This window comes from Allgaiera indica, assembly GCF_900106675.1.
GTDB classification, from domain to species: domain Bacteria; phylum Pseudomonadota; class Alphaproteobacteria; order Rhodobacterales; family Rhodobacteraceae; genus Acidimangrovimonas; species Acidimangrovimonas indica.
Genome location: NZ_FNOB01000009.1, coordinates 157,646 through 171,528, shown reverse-complemented (window position 1 = coordinate 171,528; position 13,883 = coordinate 157,646). Strand labels below are relative to the sequence as shown.

At 65.7% G+C, this 13,883-nt stretch carries 20 protein-coding genes, 1 tRNA gene and 1 pseudogene; 9 read left to right on the top strand and 13 right to left on the bottom strand.

Annotated features, from left to right (window positions below; translation table 11 throughout):
* Nucleotides 1-87: 87 nt before the first annotated feature.
* Nucleotides 88-330 carry a CDGSH iron-sulfur domain-containing protein gene (locus tag BLV97_RS10465; RefSeq protein ID WP_035845492.1) on the top strand — a complete coding sequence of 81 codons (243 nt, stop codon included), beginning with the start codon at nt 88-90 and terminating at the stop codon, nt 328-330.
* A gap of 6 nt (nt 331-336) precedes the next feature.
* On the opposite strand, the gene BLV97_RS10460 is transcribed toward BLV97_RS10465, so the two are convergent.
* Nucleotides 337-606, bottom strand: a complete 270-nt coding sequence (locus BLV97_RS10460) for a DUF6455 family protein (protein WP_035845587.1) — start codon at nt 604-606, stop codon at nt 337-339.
* A 163-nt stretch (nt 607-769) separates the two neighbouring features.
* Here BLV97_RS10460 and BLV97_RS10455 point away from each other — a divergent pair, with 163 nt between their 5' ends.
* The gene (locus BLV97_RS10455) at nt 770-1,000 is read left to right on the top strand and encodes a hypothetical protein (protein ID WP_035845490.1); all 231 of its coding nucleotides are present in this window, start codon (nt 770-772) and stop codon (nt 998-1,000) included.
* Between the two features lie 28 nt (nt 1,001-1,028).
* Here the strand turns inward: BLV97_RS10455 and BLV97_RS10450 are convergent, their stop codons facing one another.
* Nucleotides 1,029-1,286 carry a DUF167 domain-containing protein gene (locus tag BLV97_RS10450; RefSeq protein WP_035845487.1) on the bottom strand — a complete coding sequence of 86 codons (258 nt, stop codon included), beginning with the start codon at nt 1,284-1,286 and terminating at the stop codon, nt 1,029-1,031.
* 78 nt (nt 1,287-1,364) lie between these two features.
* On the opposite strand from BLV97_RS10450, the gene BLV97_RS10445 reads away from it, so the two are divergent.
* Nucleotides 1,365-2,465: a class II histone deacetylase gene (locus tag BLV97_RS10445; RefSeq protein ID WP_035845485.1), complete on the top strand. Its 1,101-nt coding sequence runs from the start codon at nt 1,365-1,367 to the stop codon at nt 2,463-2,465.
* Between the two features lie 19 nt (nt 2,466-2,484).
* Here the strand turns inward: BLV97_RS10445 and kce are convergent, their stop codons facing one another.
* Genes kce through BLV97_RS10430 form a run of 3 tightly spaced genes read right to left on the bottom strand, consistent with a single transcriptional unit; the run spans nt 2,485 to nt 5,198 of the window.
* Complete coding sequence (gene kce, locus BLV97_RS10440; protein ID WP_035845483.1) at nt 2,485-3,417, bottom strand: 3,5-dioxohexanoate:acetyl-CoA acetone transferase; 933 nt, start codon at nt 3,415-3,417, stop codon at nt 2,485-2,487.
* A 26-nt stretch (nt 3,418-3,443) separates the two neighbouring features.
* Nucleotides 3,444-4,391, bottom strand: coding sequence for a 3-hydroxyacyl-CoA dehydrogenase (locus tag BLV97_RS10435; RefSeq protein WP_035845481.1), 948 nt, complete (start codon nt 4,389-4,391; stop codon nt 3,444-3,446).
* 6 nt (nt 4,392-4,397) lie between these two features.
* A complete protein-coding gene (locus BLV97_RS10430; protein ID WP_051646246.1) occupies nt 4,398-5,198 on the bottom strand; it encodes an SDR family oxidoreductase in 801 nt (266 codons plus the stop codon).
* A gap of 203 nt (nt 5,199-5,401) precedes the next feature.
* Here BLV97_RS10430 and BLV97_RS10425 point away from each other — a divergent pair, with 203 nt between their 5' ends.
* Entirely contained in the window at nt 5,402-5,980 is a 579-nt protein-coding gene (locus BLV97_RS10425) for a nitroreductase family protein (RefSeq protein WP_035845582.1), read from the top strand.
* On the top strand, nt 5,980-6,684 hold the full coding sequence (locus BLV97_RS10420; RefSeq protein ID WP_035845580.1) for an EI24 domain-containing protein: 705 nt from the start codon (nt 5,980-5,982) through the stop codon (nt 6,682-6,684). Before BLV97_RS10425 ends, BLV97_RS10420 begins: the two co-directional genes overlap by 1 nt.
* Here BLV97_RS10420 and BLV97_RS10415 read toward each other — a convergent pair.
* Together BLV97_RS10415 and mce are read right to left on the bottom strand one after the other, a co-directional pair.
* A complete protein-coding gene (locus tag BLV97_RS10415; RefSeq protein WP_035845478.1) occupies nt 6,653-6,934 on the bottom strand; it encodes a DUF1467 family protein in 282 nt (93 codons plus the stop codon). The genes BLV97_RS10420 and BLV97_RS10415 overlap by 32 nt on opposite strands.
* Nucleotides 6,934-7,338, bottom strand: a complete 405-nt coding sequence (gene mce, locus BLV97_RS10410; RefSeq protein WP_035845475.1) for a methylmalonyl-CoA epimerase — start codon at nt 7,336-7,338, stop codon at nt 6,934-6,936. The genes BLV97_RS10415 and mce overlap by 1 nt, the downstream gene beginning before the upstream one ends.
* Nucleotides 7,339-7,507: 169 nt before the next feature.
* Between mce and BLV97_RS10405 the strand changes: the two genes are divergently transcribed.
* Nucleotides 7,508-8,275, top strand: a complete 768-nt coding sequence (locus tag BLV97_RS10405) for a response regulator (RefSeq protein ID WP_051646245.1) — start codon at nt 7,508-7,510, stop codon at nt 8,273-8,275.
* Between the two features lie 65 nt (nt 8,276-8,340).
* Here the strand turns inward: BLV97_RS10405 and BLV97_RS10400 are convergent, their stop codons facing one another.
* Both BLV97_RS10400 and ribA read right to left on the bottom strand, forming a co-directional pair.
* Entirely contained in the window at nt 8,341-8,841 is a 501-nt protein-coding gene (locus tag BLV97_RS10400; RefSeq protein WP_035845472.1) for a L,D-transpeptidase family protein, read from the bottom strand.
* Nucleotides 8,838-9,929, bottom strand: coding sequence for a GTP cyclohydrolase II (gene ribA / locus BLV97_RS10395; RefSeq protein WP_035845470.1), 1,092 nt, complete (start codon nt 9,927-9,929; stop codon nt 8,838-8,840). The genes BLV97_RS10400 and ribA overlap by 4 nt, the downstream gene beginning before the upstream one ends.
* Nucleotides 9,930-10,088: 159 nt before the next feature.
* On the opposite strand from ribA, the gene BLV97_RS10390 reads away from it, so the two are divergent.
* Nucleotides 10,089-10,775 carry a response regulator transcription factor gene (locus BLV97_RS10390; protein ID WP_035845575.1) on the top strand — a complete coding sequence of 229 codons (687 nt, stop codon included), beginning with the start codon at nt 10,089-10,091 and terminating at the stop codon, nt 10,773-10,775.
* Between the two features lie 240 nt (nt 10,776-11,015).
* Here BLV97_RS10390 and BLV97_RS10385 read toward each other — a convergent pair.
* From BLV97_RS10385 to BLV97_RS10375, 4 genes and pseudogenes are all read right to left on the bottom strand, one after another.
* Nucleotides 11,016-11,932: pseudogene (locus tag BLV97_RS10385) on the bottom strand (IS5 family transposase).
* Between the two features lie 262 nt (nt 11,933-12,194).
* Nucleotides 12,195-12,271, bottom strand: a tRNA-Arg gene (locus BLV97_RS10380).
* A gap of 72 nt (nt 12,272-12,343) precedes the next feature.
* A complete protein-coding gene (locus tag BLV97_RS21780; RefSeq protein WP_280138181.1) occupies nt 12,344-12,478 on the bottom strand; it encodes a hypothetical protein in 135 nt (44 codons plus the stop codon).
* Nucleotides 12,475-12,738 carry a hypothetical protein gene (locus BLV97_RS10375; protein WP_035845467.1) on the bottom strand — a complete coding sequence of 88 codons (264 nt, stop codon included), beginning with the start codon at nt 12,736-12,738 and terminating at the stop codon, nt 12,475-12,477. The genes BLV97_RS21780 and BLV97_RS10375 overlap by 4 nt, the downstream gene beginning before the upstream one ends.
* 102 nt (nt 12,739-12,840) lie before the next feature.
* Here BLV97_RS10375 and BLV97_RS10370 point away from each other — a divergent pair, with 102 nt between their 5' ends.
* Together BLV97_RS10370 and BLV97_RS10365 are read left to right on the top strand one after the other, a co-directional pair.
* Entirely contained in the window at nt 12,841-13,260 is a 420-nt protein-coding gene (locus tag BLV97_RS10370) for a hypothetical protein (RefSeq protein ID WP_143037512.1), read from the top strand.
* A gap of 383 nt (nt 13,261-13,643) precedes the next feature.
* The gene (locus BLV97_RS10365) at nt 13,644-13,871 is read left to right on the top strand and encodes a hypothetical protein (RefSeq protein WP_035845462.1); all 228 of its coding nucleotides are present in this window, start codon (nt 13,644-13,646) and stop codon (nt 13,869-13,871) included.
* Nucleotides 13,872-13,883: the final 12 nt, after the last annotated feature.

Genomic DNA, 13,883 nt, shown 5'->3' with positions numbered 1-13,883 from the left:
CCGCAAAGCAGCCCATTGACGGAAGTGGGCTCCGCATCGATCCTTGGACCGCCGAAGCCCTTGCAATCCATCGCCCGGAGTCACCCAATGTCGGAATCCCCCACGGTCGCCCGGAAAGCCCCCTATCCCGTCGAGGTGGAAGCGGGCAAATCATACTTCTGGTGCGCCTGCGGCAAAAGCGCGAACCAGCCCTTCTGCGATGGTAGCCACAAGGGCACCAGCTTCGCGCCGATCAAATACACCGCCACCGAGGATGCGCGCGTGTTTTTCTGCGGCTGCAAGCACAGCGCCACGAAACCGATTTGCGACGGCACCCACAAGACGCTGTGATCCGCGTCACCCCTCGACCCCCTCCGCCAGCCCGATAAGAAGCGCGCGGTTGCGGCAATAATGCGGTGGCGTCACCCTTCCGGCCAGCGCTGCGCGGGTCTGCAGCCATTGTTCGCAGTCTCGGGCATGGGCACATCCCGCGCAGCGCAAAACCGCTTCGCGCAGGGTCTCGGCGCGCAGATCGCCCCCCCAGATCGCGGCAGCCAGATCGGCCCCCGTGGCTTTCGCCATCCGGTTCACCAGATCCGCGTGGCGGCTTATCCTTGTAAACGGCATCATCGGTCTCCCCCCTTGGGCCGGTCTCACCGCGCAGCCCCCTCTGGGGGCCGGCGACAATGGCCCACCCTTCATGTATCATTTTTGGCGGGCCGGGCCCGTCGCGCCATGACGCAGATCAAGTCGGGCTTGCGGGCGCCGGCAGCCGCGCTATCCTGAAAACATGTTCAGCATCGAGCACGAATTCGACGCCACCGTTGTCACCCTCGTCGATGAGGGCACGCCGAACTTGCAGGAAGACGTGGTCCTGAACGCATTCGACGATTGCGTGACGATCACCCAATACGACGCCCGGAACGACACCGAGGTCACGATCACCCTGTCGATGACCCAGGTGACCGATCTGGCCGCGGCCCTAAACCTGCCCGAGGGCATCTACCGCCGCAAGCGCTGACAATGCCCCGCCCCGGCGTGGGGCCGCATCAGTCAAGCCGGAAGATCTTGTCGCGCGCCGTGGCGCCGCGCAGCAGCACCAGCCGGGTCTTCGCCACCCCCAACACCTTTGCCAGCAGCTTCTGCGCCGCGGCCGTGGCCTTGCCGCCTTCGGGCGCCGCAGTCACCGCCACCCGGATCGTGCCGTCCTCGGCCAGAAGAACCGCGTTGCGCGACGCGCGCGGCGTCACCCGCACCGCGATCTCGGCGCCCGGAACTGCAAGGTGGCTCAGATTCGGCTGTGACATGCCTCGGGTTGCGCAGGTTGCCTCTGGTCTCGGCGCCAGTCCCTTCCTAACCTCGGCGCAAACACCGGGGAGGACAAGATGACCACGGCATTCTATTGGGACGAGCGCTGTTTCTGGCACGGTGGCGGGCACTACGCGCTGACCGTGCCGGCGGGCGGGCTGGTGCAACCGATGCCCGATGGCCTGCCCGAAAGCCCCGAGACCAAACGGCGACTGAAGAACTTGCTGGAGGTCTCGGGCCTGATCCACGATCTCGATACGCGCACCGCCCCGGCCGCCACGATGGAGGATCTAAGCCTCATCCACCCCATGGGGTTCCTGCGCAAGTTCAAGGAACTCTCCGATGCCGGCGGGGGCGAGCTGGGCCTGCGCACCCCGTTCGGGCGCGGCGGATACGAGATCGCCGCCCTGTCGGCGGGGCTGGCGCGGCGGGCGCTGGCCGAGGTGCTGCGTGGCCGGGTCGACAACGCCTATGCGCTGTCGCGGCCGCCGGGGCATCATTGCCTGCCGGAATATCCCAACGGCTTCTGCCTGTTGGCCAATATCGCCATCGCCATCGAATCCGCCCGCGCCGGCGGCCTGTGCGAGCGCATCGCCGTGGTCGATTGGGACGTCCACCATGGCAACGGGACCGAGGCGATCTTCTACGATCGGCCCGACGTCCTGACGATCTCGCTGCATCAGGAACGCAATTATCCGCTGGACACGGGCGATGCCGAGGATCAGGGCGCCGGCGCCGGGCATGGCGCGAACATCAACATCCCGCTGCCGCCCGGCACCGGCCATTCGGGCTATCTGGAAGTGATGGAACGGATCGTGCAGCCGGCGCTTGCGCTGTATCGCCCCGAGGCGATCGTGGTGGCCTGCGGCTATGATGCCGCCGCCGTCGATCCGCTGGGGCGGATGCTGGCAACCGCCGATACCTTCCGCCAGATGACCCGGATGATGATGGAAAGCGCCGCCGACCTTTGCGAGGGCCGCCTGGTGCTGGTGCATGAGGGCGGCTATTCGCAAATGTATGTGCCCTTCTGCGGCCACGCCGTGCTGGAGGAGCTGTCGGGCAGCACCATCCACGCCCCCGATCCGCTGGCCGAAACCCTGGCCGCGCGCCAGCCCGGGCCGCGCTTCGACCATTGGCTCAGCACCCATATCGCCGAATTGGAGGATTTCTTCCTGTGATCCGGCGGGAAGACGTTCGCTAGAACGCCACCTGATCGCCGCCCTTTAGTTCCAGGATGTCGCGTGCCTCGTCCGGCGTGGCGACCTGCTTGCCCAGGCCTTCGATGATCTTGCGCGCCATCGCCACCTGCTCGGCATTCGACGTCGCCAGTCGGCCCTTGCCGGCCCAAAGGCTGTCCTCCAGCCCCACGCGGATGTTGCCGCCCATCGCCGCCGCCTGCGCCGCGATACGCAACTGGCTGCCGCCCGCGCCCAGAACCGACCAGCGGAACTGATCGCCGAAGAGGCGATCCGCGGTGCGCTTCATGTGCATCACATCCTCGGGGTGGGTGCCGATCCCGCCCAGAAGGCCAAAGACCGACTGCACGAAGAACGGCGGCTTCACCAGCCCGCGCTCCGCGAAATGCGCCAGGTTGTAGAGATGGGCGATGTCGTAGCATTCGAATTCGAACCGCGTGCCGTTGTCGTAGCAGGTCTTCAGGATGTATTCTATGTCCCTGAAACTGTTGCGAAAGACCAGGTCGCGGGTGGCTTCCAGATGGGGCTTTTCCCAGTCGAACTTGAACTCCTTGTAGCGATCCGCCAGGTGGTAAAGCCCGAAGTTGATCGACCCCATGTTCAGCGAGGCGACCTCGGGCTTGAACTGCGCCGCGGGGCGGACGCGTTCCTCGACCTTCATGTAGGGGCTGCCGCCGGTGGTGATGTTGATCGCGGCCTTGGTGCCCTGCTTCACCCGCGGCAGAAAGCGTGCGAAGGCCTCGGGCGTCTGGTCGGGCTTGCCGGTCTCGGGGTCGCGGGCGTGCAGATGCAGGATCGCCGCACCCGCCTCGGCCGCCGCCAGCGCCTCGGCCGCGATCTGGTCGGGGGTGATCGGCAGATAGGGCGACATCGTCGGCGTGTGGATCGCCCCGGTGATCGCGCAGGTGATGATGACCTTGTTCTCGTTCGACATGTTCCTCTCCCTCTTCCCTGGCTTCCCTAATCGCCGATCTCTTCGCCCGCCCGGCGCTTCGCCGCCATCAGCGCCATCAGCCGCCGGTCGCGCCAGACCTGGCGCTCGTGCAGATCCGCCTCGGGCAGCAATTCGCGCCGCGCGGCCTCGATCCGGTCCATCAGCGGGCCGGACCATTCCACCCGGCGCTGCATCTGCGGGAACATGTTCCTGTAGATCCCCTCGTAGCGCGCGGCATAGTCCCGGATGCCGCCCGGGGCGTTCAGGTCGATCGTCTCGAACGGCCCCATGAAGGCCCAGCGCAGCGCCAACCCGTCGCGAATGCCGATATCCACGTCCTCGATCGTCGCATAGCCGTCTGCGACCAGGCGAAACGCCTCTTCCAGAAGCGCGCCCTGCATCCGGTTCATCACGAAGCCGTCGAGTTCGCGCTGCATCACGATCGGCGCATGGCCCGCGCTGACCAGGAAGGCGCGGGTGCGCGCGATCACCTCTGCGTCGGTCCAGGGCGCAGGCACGACCTCGGCCGCGGGCACCAGGTAGGGCGGGTTGATCGGATGCACGACAAGGCAGCGATGCCGCCCCTTGAGACCTTCGGTGAAGGCCGAGGGCAGGATCGCCGAGGTCGAACTGGCCAGCACCGCCCCCGCGGGCGCCGCCGCGTCGAGCCGGGCGAAGACCTCGCGCTTCACCTCGACCTTCTCGGGGGTGTTCTCCTGCACATGCTCGGCCCCCTCCAGCGCCGCCTCCAGCTGCGCGCGGTGGCTGATCCGGTCCAGAAGTGCTTCGGGCGTGGAGCCGCCCATCAGGTCATTCGCCTGCAGGTCGGGCAACACGCCCGCGATATAGTCCTTGGCCTTGCCGGCGGCGGCGGGGTCGGCATCCCACAGCACCACCCTGTGGCCCGCACGGGCGTAGCTGATCGCCCAGGCCCGGCCGATGAATCCGCTTCCGATGATCGCGACTTGGGTCATGTTGCCTCACAAGGTTTCGACATTGCCGTCCACGGCCAGCGACTGGCCCGAGATATTCGCCCCCGCCCGCGACAAAAGGAACGCCACCGTGGTGGCGACGTCGTGCTGGGGGACCATGCGGCGCAGCGAGATGCGGTTCAGATAGGTCGCCTCCATCTCGGCATAGCTCACCCCGGTCTGCGCCGCGCGGTCGCGGATCACGCCCTCCATCCGGGGCCCTTCGACGATGCCGGGCAGGATCGCGTTGACGCGGATGTTCGCAGGGCCCAGTTCCTTGGCGAGGCTCTGGGTCAGGCCGATCACCCCGAATTTGGCCGCCGAATAGGGCGTGCGGTAGGCGTAGCCATGCTTGCCGGCGGCCGATGACATGCTGACGATCGCCCCGCCACCCGCGGCCTTCAGCATCGGCACCGCGCGGCGCGCGCACAGGAACTGACCAGTCAGCCCGATGTCGATGCAGCGCCGCCAGGCGGCGGGGTCGAGATCCTCGACCGCGCCGGTGGGCCCGGCGATGCCCGCGTTGTTGATCAGCGCGTCGAGCCCGCCCAGATGCGCCCCGGCGGCGTCGAAGAACGCATCCACCTCGCCCTCGTCCGACACGTCCGCGCGCTGCGCGAGCGCGTCGGGAAAGGCCTTGCGGAACGCGGCCAGCGCACCTTCGTCCACGTCGCAGACCGCAAGCCGCGCGCCATGGGCGGCAAGCTCTGCCGCGATCGCCAGGCCGATGCCGCCCGCCCCCGCCGTCACCACGACCCTCAGGCCCGCAAGGCCTGCGTTCAGATTGCCGGCCACGTCCGCGTCACTCATAATCGTCCTCCCCGGCCCAGATGGCAAAGACCGGCCCCGGCGGCGCCGATCTTGCAGGCCTCCCCCGGCCGCAATATCCCAGCCGCTACAAGAGCACATCTTCGCGGCCGGAACACAAGTCCCGTGGCGCTGCCCGCCGCGCCTTGAATGCGCCGCCGCGCACCCCAGATCGGAACCATCCGACCGATGCCGAAAGGACCGACATGACCACCCCGAACCAAGCCGCGCTCGATTTCCTGCTTTCGAGGCGTTCGCGCCCGATCCAGACGCTGGCGGCCCCGGCCCCGGATCGCGAGGCGCTGGCGCCGATCCTGACCGCGGCGCTGCGCAGCCCCGATCACGGCAAGATCGAGCCCTGGCGGCTGATGGTGCTGCAAGACGGCGCGTTGACCCGGTTGTCGAAGCTGGCAGAAACCCGCGGCAAGGCGCTGGGGCTGGAACCCGAAAAGACCGCCAAGGGGGTCGACATGTTCGCGCAGACGCCGCTTTGTGTCGCGGTGATCGCATCCCCCGAACCCTCGGACAAGGTGCCCGAAATCGAGCAGATCCTGTCGGCGGGCGCGGTCTGTACGGCGCTTCTGAACGCGGCGCTGGCCGCGGGCTGGGGGGCGCACTGGCTGACCCGCTGGGTCAGTCACGACCGTACCTTCGTGGAAGAGGGGCTTGGCCTTGCGCCGCACGAATTCGTCGCGGGCTTGATCCATATCGGCACCGAAACCGCGCCCCCGCCCGAACGCCCGCGCCCCGATCCGGCGCGCAAGGTGGCCTGGGTCGGCGAATGATACTGGGTGATTTCCTGCGCGCGCTGGGCCAGATCGGTGATCCGCGCTTCCGGCGCGTTCTGTGGCTGGGCCTTGGGCTGACGCTGCTGCTGCTGATCGGCATCTATGCCGCGACGCTGGGGGTAATCGCGTTCTTCACGCCGGATGCCGTCACCCTGCCATGGCTGGGCTGGAGCGTGCCGCTGCACATGGCCCTGGGCCTGGGCGCGGGTCTGGTGATGCTGCTGGCCTCGGTCTTTCTGATGGTGCCGGTCTCGGGGGCGTTCTCGGGGCTGTTCCTGGATCAGGTCGCGGCGGCGGTCGAGGCGCGCCACTACCCCGCGCTGCCGCCCCCGCCGCCGCTGCCCTGGTCAGAGATGCTGGTCGACGGGCTGGCCTTTTTCGCACTGACCGCGGTGGCGAACCTGCTGGCACTGGGGCTGGGGCTGTTCGCGGGGCCGCTGGCGCCGCTGCTGTTCCTGGCGGTGAACGGCTTCGTGCTGGGCCAGGGGTTCTTTCAGCTGGCCGCGATGCGGCGGCTGGGGCGCCGGGGCGCGGGGGCGCTGCGGCGCCGACATCTGGGCCAGATCTGGCTGGCCGGGGTGCTGATGGCACTGCCGCTGTGGGTGCCGATCGTGAACCTGCTGGTGCCGATCCTGGGCGCGGCCACCTTCACCCATATGTTCCACCGCCTCAGTGGCCTGCGCCCGGCCCGAAGCGCTTGACGATATCCAGATCGTCAAGCGTCACCACCCCCGAGGTGATCACCCAGGCCACCGCCGCCCAGATCACCACCGCGACCAGCGTGGTGACGCGCAACTTGCGCTTCATGTCGAAGCTTTTCGGGGCCGAGGCCGGGGTGCCGGGGGTGATCTCTCCCGCGTCATCCTGGGTGTGGGGGCGGATCTGAACCGCGACCAGGAACACCACCACCCAGATCAGCGCAAAGACCAGAACCCCCGAGGCCAGATCCATCAGACCTGTTCCAGCTCTATCAGGCAGCCGTTGAAATCCTTGGGGTGCAGGAACAGCACCGGCTTGCCATGGGCGCCGATCTTCGGCTCGGCGCCGCCCAGCACGCGCGCGCCCTCGGCCTGCAACTTGTCGCGCGCGGCAAGGATGTCCTCGACCTCGAAACACATGTGATGGATGCCGCCCGAGGGGTTCTTGTCCAGGAACCCCTTGATCGGGCTGTCCTCGCCCAACGGATGGAGCAGTTCGATCTTGGTGTTGGGCAGTTCGATGAACACCACCGTCACGCCGTGGTCGGGTTCGTCCTGCGGCGCGCCGACCCTGGCGCCCAGCGTATCGCGGTACTGGGCGCTGGCGGCGGCAAGGTCGGGCACGGCGATGGCGACGTGATTGAGGCGGCCGATCATGGGCTACTCCTGAAGCTGGATCATCGCGGTTATCCCCCGGTAGCGCCCCGCGGCGCAAGGGTCTTGGGCGGCATCGTTTACCGACGGTTAGGGTAAATCGGGCTTTGATGCGAGTCGCGGGATGGCGCGCCGCCCCGGTCCGCCCGCTCCATCGGCACAGGAGGTCATCATGCCAGAGGTCAAACTTGAACGTTCCCCCATCCCATCCGCCCCCACGCCGGAGCGGCCGCTACAGGGCTTGACGGTCCTGCTTGTCGAGGACAGCCGCTTCGCCTCCGAGGCGCTGCGCCTGATGTGCCTGCGCTCGGGCGCGCGCCTGCGCCGCGCCGATTGCCTGGCCGCCGCCTGGCGCCATCTGCGCACCTATCGCCCCGATGCACTGATCGTCGACCTCGGCCTGCCGGACGGTCCCGGGACCGGGCTGATCGCAAGCCTCGTGGACGGGCCGCTGCGTCCCGCGGTGGTGCTGGCGATCAGCGGGGAAGCCGGGCGCGGCCCCGCAGCGCTGGAGGCCGGCGCGGACGGCTTCGTCGAAAAACCGTTGCAATCGCTTGCCGCGTTCCAGTCGCTGATCCTGCGCCATCTGCCCGAGGGACAGCGCGCCGGGGTGCCGGTCGCGGTACCGGTCACCGACGCGATGATCGAGCCGGACCCGATCGCGCTGCGCGACGATCTGCAGTTCGCCGCCGAGATGCTGGCGCAGGAACCGGACGGCCCGACCCGGGCCTATCTGGCGAACTTCCTGGGTGGCATCGCACGCACCGCGCATGATCCGGCGCTGGCGCGCGCCGTCGAAGGCATCGAGGAACAGGTGCGTGGCTACGATTCCGGCCTTGGCGTCGAACCGCTGGAGCGTCTGTCGCGGCTGGTGCGACGGCGGCTGAATCGGGTGGCGAAGGGCCCCCTGGGTGCCGACGCGGCCGATCACGTCGCGTAAGGGACTCTTCGCGAGCCTGCGGCGAGGGTTTTCGGACCAGAAAGAAGATAGGCAGAACGGGAAGGTCAGCCCTTGACGACAAGCGGCGTGCCTGGGGGAAGGCTGCGCGCCAGCCAAAGCAGATCCTGCGGCGCGAAGGCCACGCAACCCGCCGTCGGGTAGCGCGGCTTGCGCCAGCGGTGAACGAAAATGGCCGACCCACGGCCCGGCGTGGCGCGGGGATAGTTCCAGCCGGTCACGAAGACCAGATCGTACAGCGGGTCGGGTCGGCGCAGCGATTCGTGGCTATGGGGATGCGGCGCGCGGACGAGGTGATTGTAGGCCGGGTCGGCGGGATCGTCCGACCACAGATCGAACGGCCCGATCGGTCGGGCCCAGCCGGGCAAGATGCTGGCGGGGATCCGATCGGGGCGGAACATCAGGCCCAAGATCAAGTGCGAGCCGATCGGCGTGGCGCCGTCGCCTTCGCGCTTCGTGCGGGTCAGCCCGCCGCGGCCGATCGCGCAGGGCAGCCAACGGCCCCGAAAGCGCGCACCCCAACGGGTGACGACCAGCGCCTGCGTCACAACAGATGCCCCGATTTTTCCGCCTTGGTGGCCAGATAGGCGGCATTCTCGGGCGTCTGGCCAACTTTGAGCGGCACCCGTTGGACCACCTCGATCCCCATCTGCCCCATCATCCGCACCTTGCGCGGGTTGTTGGTCATCAGCCGGATCCGGCCCACGCCCATTTCGCGCAAGATGCCGGCACCGATGCGGAAATCACGCTCGTCATCCTCGAATCCCAGGCGGTGGTTGGCCTCGACCGTGTCAAAGCCCTGATCCTGCAGCGAATAGGCCCGCATCTTGTTGGCCAGGCCGATCCCACGCCCTTCCTGGTTGAGGTAAAGCAAGATGCCCGCACCCTGCGTCCCCATCTGGGCCAAAGCGGCGCGAAGTTGCGGCCCGCAATCGCATTTCAGGCTGCCCAGCACATCGCCGGTGAAACAGGCCGAATGCAGCCGCACCAGCACCGGCTGGGCGCGATCGGGGCGACCGATCTCGATCGCATAGTGTTCCTCGCCTCCGTCATCGGGGCGGAAGATATGGACACGCCCCGCGGCCGAGGCCTGCATCGGCAGACGCGCCGAGACGACGGGATGCAGCGGCGCGGCGCGGAAAAGCTCGGCCTCGGCGGCTTCCAGCGCGATCAGGGTCAGCCCGTCCCGCCCCGCCAGCGCCGCGCCATCCGCGACCGGCAAAACCACCGCTGCGGGCAGCAGATGCGCCGATTTCACCAGCGTCAGTGCTGCGCGATGCAGATCGGCCGAGCCGTCGCGCCGGGTGATCAAGGGCCCTTTCATCGGCGTTTTCAGATCGTCGGCCGGGTCGGCGACTGCGCGAAGCCAGCCAAGCCCCACGTCCGGCGGCACCACGATCCGCGCCAGATCGCCGTCATAGGCCCGCGCCTTCAGCGTCTCAGCCCGCCACTGGGTAACCGCAAGGACCAGTTCCTCGCCCATCACCCGCAGCTGCGCCAGGCGGCCGGCGTCCAGCGTTTCGGCCGCCACCGCGACCGCGGCACGGCCCATGTGGCTCAACACGATAGGGACGCCGAGGCGCAAATCCGCCCGGGCGCGGGCCAGTTGCTCGACAATGGTTGGACGAAGGCTCATTTCAGGTTCCGGAAGCGGGCTGTAACCTTATCTAGGCCGCCCGGTCGGAAATTGAAACATTTGCCGTGAAAGCGACACGTCCGCGTGAACCCGGTCCGCAGTAACTTGCCGTCGGGCCTGGGCTCCCGCATCTGTTCGGCAATCAAGGAGGATATGACGATGGGAAACCTCAAGAAAATCCTGCTCGTCGATGATGACGACGACTTGCGCGAAGCGCTCAGCGAACAATTGGTGATGACCGAAGATTTCGACGTTTTCGAGGCGGCGAACGGTCACGACGCGACCGATCAGGTCAAGGCCGGTCACTACGATCTGGTGATCCTGGACGTCGGCCTGCCCGACACCGACGGGCGAGAACTGTGCCGCCGGATGCGCAAGCAGGGCGTAAAATGCCCTGTCCTGATGCTGACCGGCCACGACACCGACGCCGATACCATCCTGGGCCTCGACGCGGGCGCCAATGATTATGTCGCCAAGCCCTTCAAGTTTCCGGTCCTTCTGGCCCGCATCCGCGCCCAGCTGCGCCAGCACGAACAATCCGAGGACGCCGTGTTCCAGTTGGGGCCCTATACGTTCCGTCCTGCCCAGAAGATGCTGGTCGACGAGAAGGACAAGAAGATCCGCCTGACGGAAAAAGAGACGAACATTCTCAAGTTTCTTTACCGCGCCACCGAAGGTGTGGTGCCGCGCGACGTGCTGCTGCACGAGGTCTGGGGTTACAACGCGGGCGTCACCACCCACACGCTTGAAACCCACATCTACCGCCTGCGCCAGAAGATCGAGCCCGATCCTTCGAATGCGCGCCTTCTCGTGACGGAATCCGGCGGATATCGGCTTGTCGCCTGAACTGCCCTATTCCTGCCAGAATTGAAGACTATATTGCCTTTGGGCGCTGAATTGTTTCCTGCGCCAAAGCTTCCCTCACCGTGCGGGGTCATGCACGGTATCCTCCCTGTTGGACTTGGCCCGGGCATTGCCCGGGTCTTTTTTTGGCATGATTGGCTCACGGTGGCGTTGTTGCGCAATTCAGGTCGCGTTGTTGCGGAAGTCACCTTGGAGACGAGCCTCCCCCTTCCCCCGGTAGCCTTAGACGATGCGTTCGATTTCGACTTGGCTGAGAGAATTGAAGCGGTTCATGAATGAGCCCTGCCGCGCCACCGGTCCGAGCGCCAGTGGCGAATGATGCGGGTCTGGATTTCGGCGGTCTGGCGGTCCGGGTCTCGTGAGGCGATCCTCTCTCCGAAGGACTTGAGGCCGAGCCGGTGAACGCCACCGGTTCGAGAGAACCGGCGAGGGCATCTTCGCCTCGATCCGACTTCGGACATGATAACCCGACCAGCGCTTCCAGATCGCGCGCCCAAGTTGTCGGGTGGCGCGCAGAATGTCATTGCGGGGCGAGGAATTGTCCGCCATTGGTCCGAGGGCAATGCCGAGCGCGGCAGGGCAGTCCTCCTTCCAGAAGCGCCCATTCTTGCGGATGGGAATGATCGCCGTGCCACCCCGCGCAAGGATCGCAGTGTGGCAGCGGCGGGTGTCGAAGACCCCATCGCCGGTCACGGTGCCGATCTCCTGATCCGGCGGGATCTGGTCCAGCAGGTCCGGCAGGACGGGGCTGTCGCCCTCGCGGCTTGACGTGAATTCCACGGCCAGGTGTCGCCGGAGCCCGTGTCCATCGCTAAATGGACCTTGCGGTATTGGCGTCTGCGATGCGCGCCGTGCTTGCGGGCCAGCCATTCACCATCCCCCAGGAACTTGATCCCCGTGCCGGCGACCAACAGGTTGAGGGGACCTGCCGCCCGGCGGCTCGAGATCTCGACAGTGATGGTCTTTTGCCTGCGGCTCAGGGTGGAGAAGTCGGGGACAGGCCCATCCAGCCCCGCCATCTGCAGGATGCTGGACACCATCCCTTCTCGCCATGGTCACTCGGACCAATGGCGCGGCAATGGCTCACTGTAGGATTTCCAGTTCGTCGTGCGGTAGCGGGCAGGATCAGGCTTGCGCATGCCCGCCCTCTTAACCTACCGGATTCGCGGTGTGAATCCTTCCAGAGCTGACTTCTGCAACAACGCCCGACAAGGCGTGCGCACGCGAAATCGCCGTTTTGCGCACTCTTATGCCTCATTGGCAATAAATAATAAATGGCGATCCCGGGAGGACTCGAACCCCCAACATCCTGATTAGAAGGTCGCTGTCCTACGTCCCCAACCGCTTGTAACGTAAGCAGTTTTCGACACGATTTTCCTCACTATGCAATTGCTATGCAATTGGCGACCCCGGAAGGAATCGAACCCTCAACCTGCCGCTTAGAAGGCGGCTGCTCTATCCAGTTGAGCTACGGGGCCTGCAGCACGTCGTCTAAACGCGGCAGCGCGGTCGCGCAAGGGCGCTGCTGAGTAGCAGCGCCCGCACGCTTTCTAGACCTTGGGTGAAGTCCACCACCGCCCTTCCATGAAGATATACACCCGCCCGCAGTGCTTGAAGCGGACGTAGCTGTACTCGTCGAGGCCGCGACTGATCAGACGGAGCCGGTCACGCATCTTCCGGGTCATGCCGAGGCCTCCAACACATTGCCACCGCATGATTCTGCCCCAAGTTTCCTGAACGCAGCCAGTGCGTCACTGATGCAGGCGTGCAAGGCTTCCAGTTCAGAGCGGATGTGTGGATCGTGGACGACATACTTGAGGACGCGAGTTTCATCCTTCTCGCGCATGTCGATGGTGTGGTTCCGTACCATCAGCATCACGTTGCGGTTGGCGAAGCAGTGCACCGGATCAGTCGTGAGGATCGAAGTTACGAGTTCGGTAGTCATGAGGTAGTGCTCCTATAATGCCAGCAGAACGCCAGTGCGTTGCCGCCGTGGTTTCGCCTCTTTGGCGTGCCACTTTCTTCCTTAAGGAGATCGCGAATGTGCATGAGCCCGGAGGATGAATTGCTCAACTTGACAGACGAAGAAGAAGGCGACGCCTACGCGGCGTGGGCGATTCTCGCGACGCACCTCGACGTACTTCCGGATGATGCGCGGCGGTACTTCGAGAGGCTCTGCGCCAAGATCGACGAGTTCGATCCGCGCGAAGACGTCGAGGTGGCGCTGACGAACGATCTCGCGACGCCCGTGATCCGGTCGAAGGCACGAAAGGCGCTCGGTAAGAAGTCACCCCACGACTACGCTCACGTCTTCGACTGGGTGACTGCCTGGATGAAAACGGAAGGCGTGGGTATCGAGAAGGCCTTTTGGGACTACATCGAGGTCCATGACTTGCAACCTGATCAGTTCGACACGATTAAGTTTGCCTACCACAAGGTTCGCCGCGTCCGCCTTGCGAGCATGTAGGGGCCTGCCTGTTTAAACGCCCAAGACCCGGTGAGCCCCCGCGCTCTCGTCGCGCTCGTTGTCGATGGCCCTGCCGTCGCCAAGGGAGCGCCACGAGAGACGCGGCCAGCTAGGCAAGCGCCGGGCAACCGACGGTAAGTCTCTATCCGCGTGCCCGCTGACATTCATGCCGCCTACTGCGGGCGCCGCGCGCGTCTGCCACTATTCTCGCTAATGCGCTACCGGAAAGCCGAGCAAAGCAAGGGTGGGAATGGCTTTCTGGCCGGCCTGATCCGCAGACTATCTCCGCCATATTTTCGATACATTTTTTAAATCTACACCACAAATGTTGACCAATGGAAAAATATGTGAGACATAGTTCTCCCACATTATGGGAATGGGCGATGGAAGACGACCGAAAGCGAATCAAGTTCAAGGAGCTTGCCGAGAAGCGGACCAACAAGGCGCTGGAAGCGATCCGGCTGATCGGCAACCTGTCGAACCGGCAAAACTACCGCTACGAGGACCAAGAGGCGCGTAAGATCGTGAAGGCGCTCCGGGAAGCCGTTTCGGAGATTGAAGGGAAGTTCAACCAATCATCCAGCCGCAACGGCGGCGAGTTCAAACTCTAGTGGAGTCAACCG

Excerpts from the sequence above, each read along its gene's own strand:
- BLV97_RS10365 (WP_035845462.1), top strand. The coding sequence starts at position 13,644 with ATGGAAGACGACCGAAAGCGAATCAAGTTCAAGGAGCTTGCCGAGAAG.
- BLV97_RS10455 (WP_035845490.1), top strand. The coding sequence starts at position 770 with ATGTTCAGCATCGAGCACGAATTCGACGCCACCGTTGTCACCCTCGTC.
- kce (WP_035845483.1), bottom strand. The coding sequence starts at position 3,417 with ATGTCGAACGAGAACAAGGTCATCATCACCTGCGCGATCACCGGGGCG.
- BLV97_RS10435 (WP_035845481.1), bottom strand. The coding sequence starts at position 4,391 with ATGACCCAAGTCGCGATCATCGGAAGCGGATTCATCGGCCGGGCCTGG.
- ribA (WP_035845470.1), bottom strand. The coding sequence starts at position 9,929 with ATGAGCCTTCGTCCAACCATTGTCGAGCAACTGGCCCGCGCCCGGGCG.
- BLV97_RS10460 (WP_035845587.1), bottom strand. The coding sequence starts at position 606 with ATGCCGTTTACAAGGATAAGCCGCCACGCGGATCTGGTGAACCGGATG.
- mce (WP_035845475.1), bottom strand. The coding sequence starts at position 7,338 with ATGATCGGCCGCCTCAATCACGTCGCCATCGCCGTGCCCGACCTTGCC.
- BLV97_RS10430 (WP_051646246.1), bottom strand. The coding sequence starts at position 5,198 with ATGAGTGACGCGGACGTGGCCGGCAATCTGAACGCAGGCCTTGCGGGC.
- BLV97_RS10465 (WP_035845492.1), top strand. The coding sequence starts at position 88 with ATGTCGGAATCCCCCACGGTCGCCCGGAAAGCCCCCTATCCCGTCGAG.
- BLV97_RS10445 (WP_035845485.1), top strand. The coding sequence starts at position 1,365 with ATGACCACGGCATTCTATTGGGACGAGCGCTGTTTCTGGCACGGTGGC.
- BLV97_RS10370 (WP_143037512.1), top strand. The coding sequence starts at position 12,841 with ATGAGCCCGGAGGATGAATTGCTCAACTTGACAGACGAAGAAGAAGGC.
- BLV97_RS10415 (WP_035845478.1), bottom strand. The coding sequence starts at position 6,934 with ATGGATCTGGCCTCGGGGGTTCTGGTCTTTGCGCTGATCTGGGTGGTG.
- BLV97_RS10405 (WP_051646245.1), top strand. The coding sequence starts at position 7,508 with ATGCCAGAGGTCAAACTTGAACGTTCCCCCATCCCATCCGCCCCCACG.
- BLV97_RS10425 (WP_035845582.1), top strand. The coding sequence starts at position 5,402 with ATGACCACCCCGAACCAAGCCGCGCTCGATTTCCTGCTTTCGAGGCGT.
- BLV97_RS10375 (WP_035845467.1), bottom strand. The coding sequence starts at position 12,738 with ATGACTACCGAACTCGTAACTTCGATCCTCACGACTGATCCGGTGCAC.
- BLV97_RS10450 (WP_035845487.1), bottom strand. The coding sequence starts at position 1,286 with ATGTCACAGCCGAATCTGAGCCACCTTGCAGTTCCGGGCGCCGAGATC.
- BLV97_RS21780 (WP_280138181.1), bottom strand. The coding sequence starts at position 12,478 with ATGACCCGGAAGATGCGTGACCGGCTCCGTCTGATCAGTCGCGGCCTC.
- BLV97_RS10390 (WP_035845575.1), top strand. The coding sequence starts at position 10,089 with ATGGGAAACCTCAAGAAAATCCTGCTCGTCGATGATGACGACGACTTG.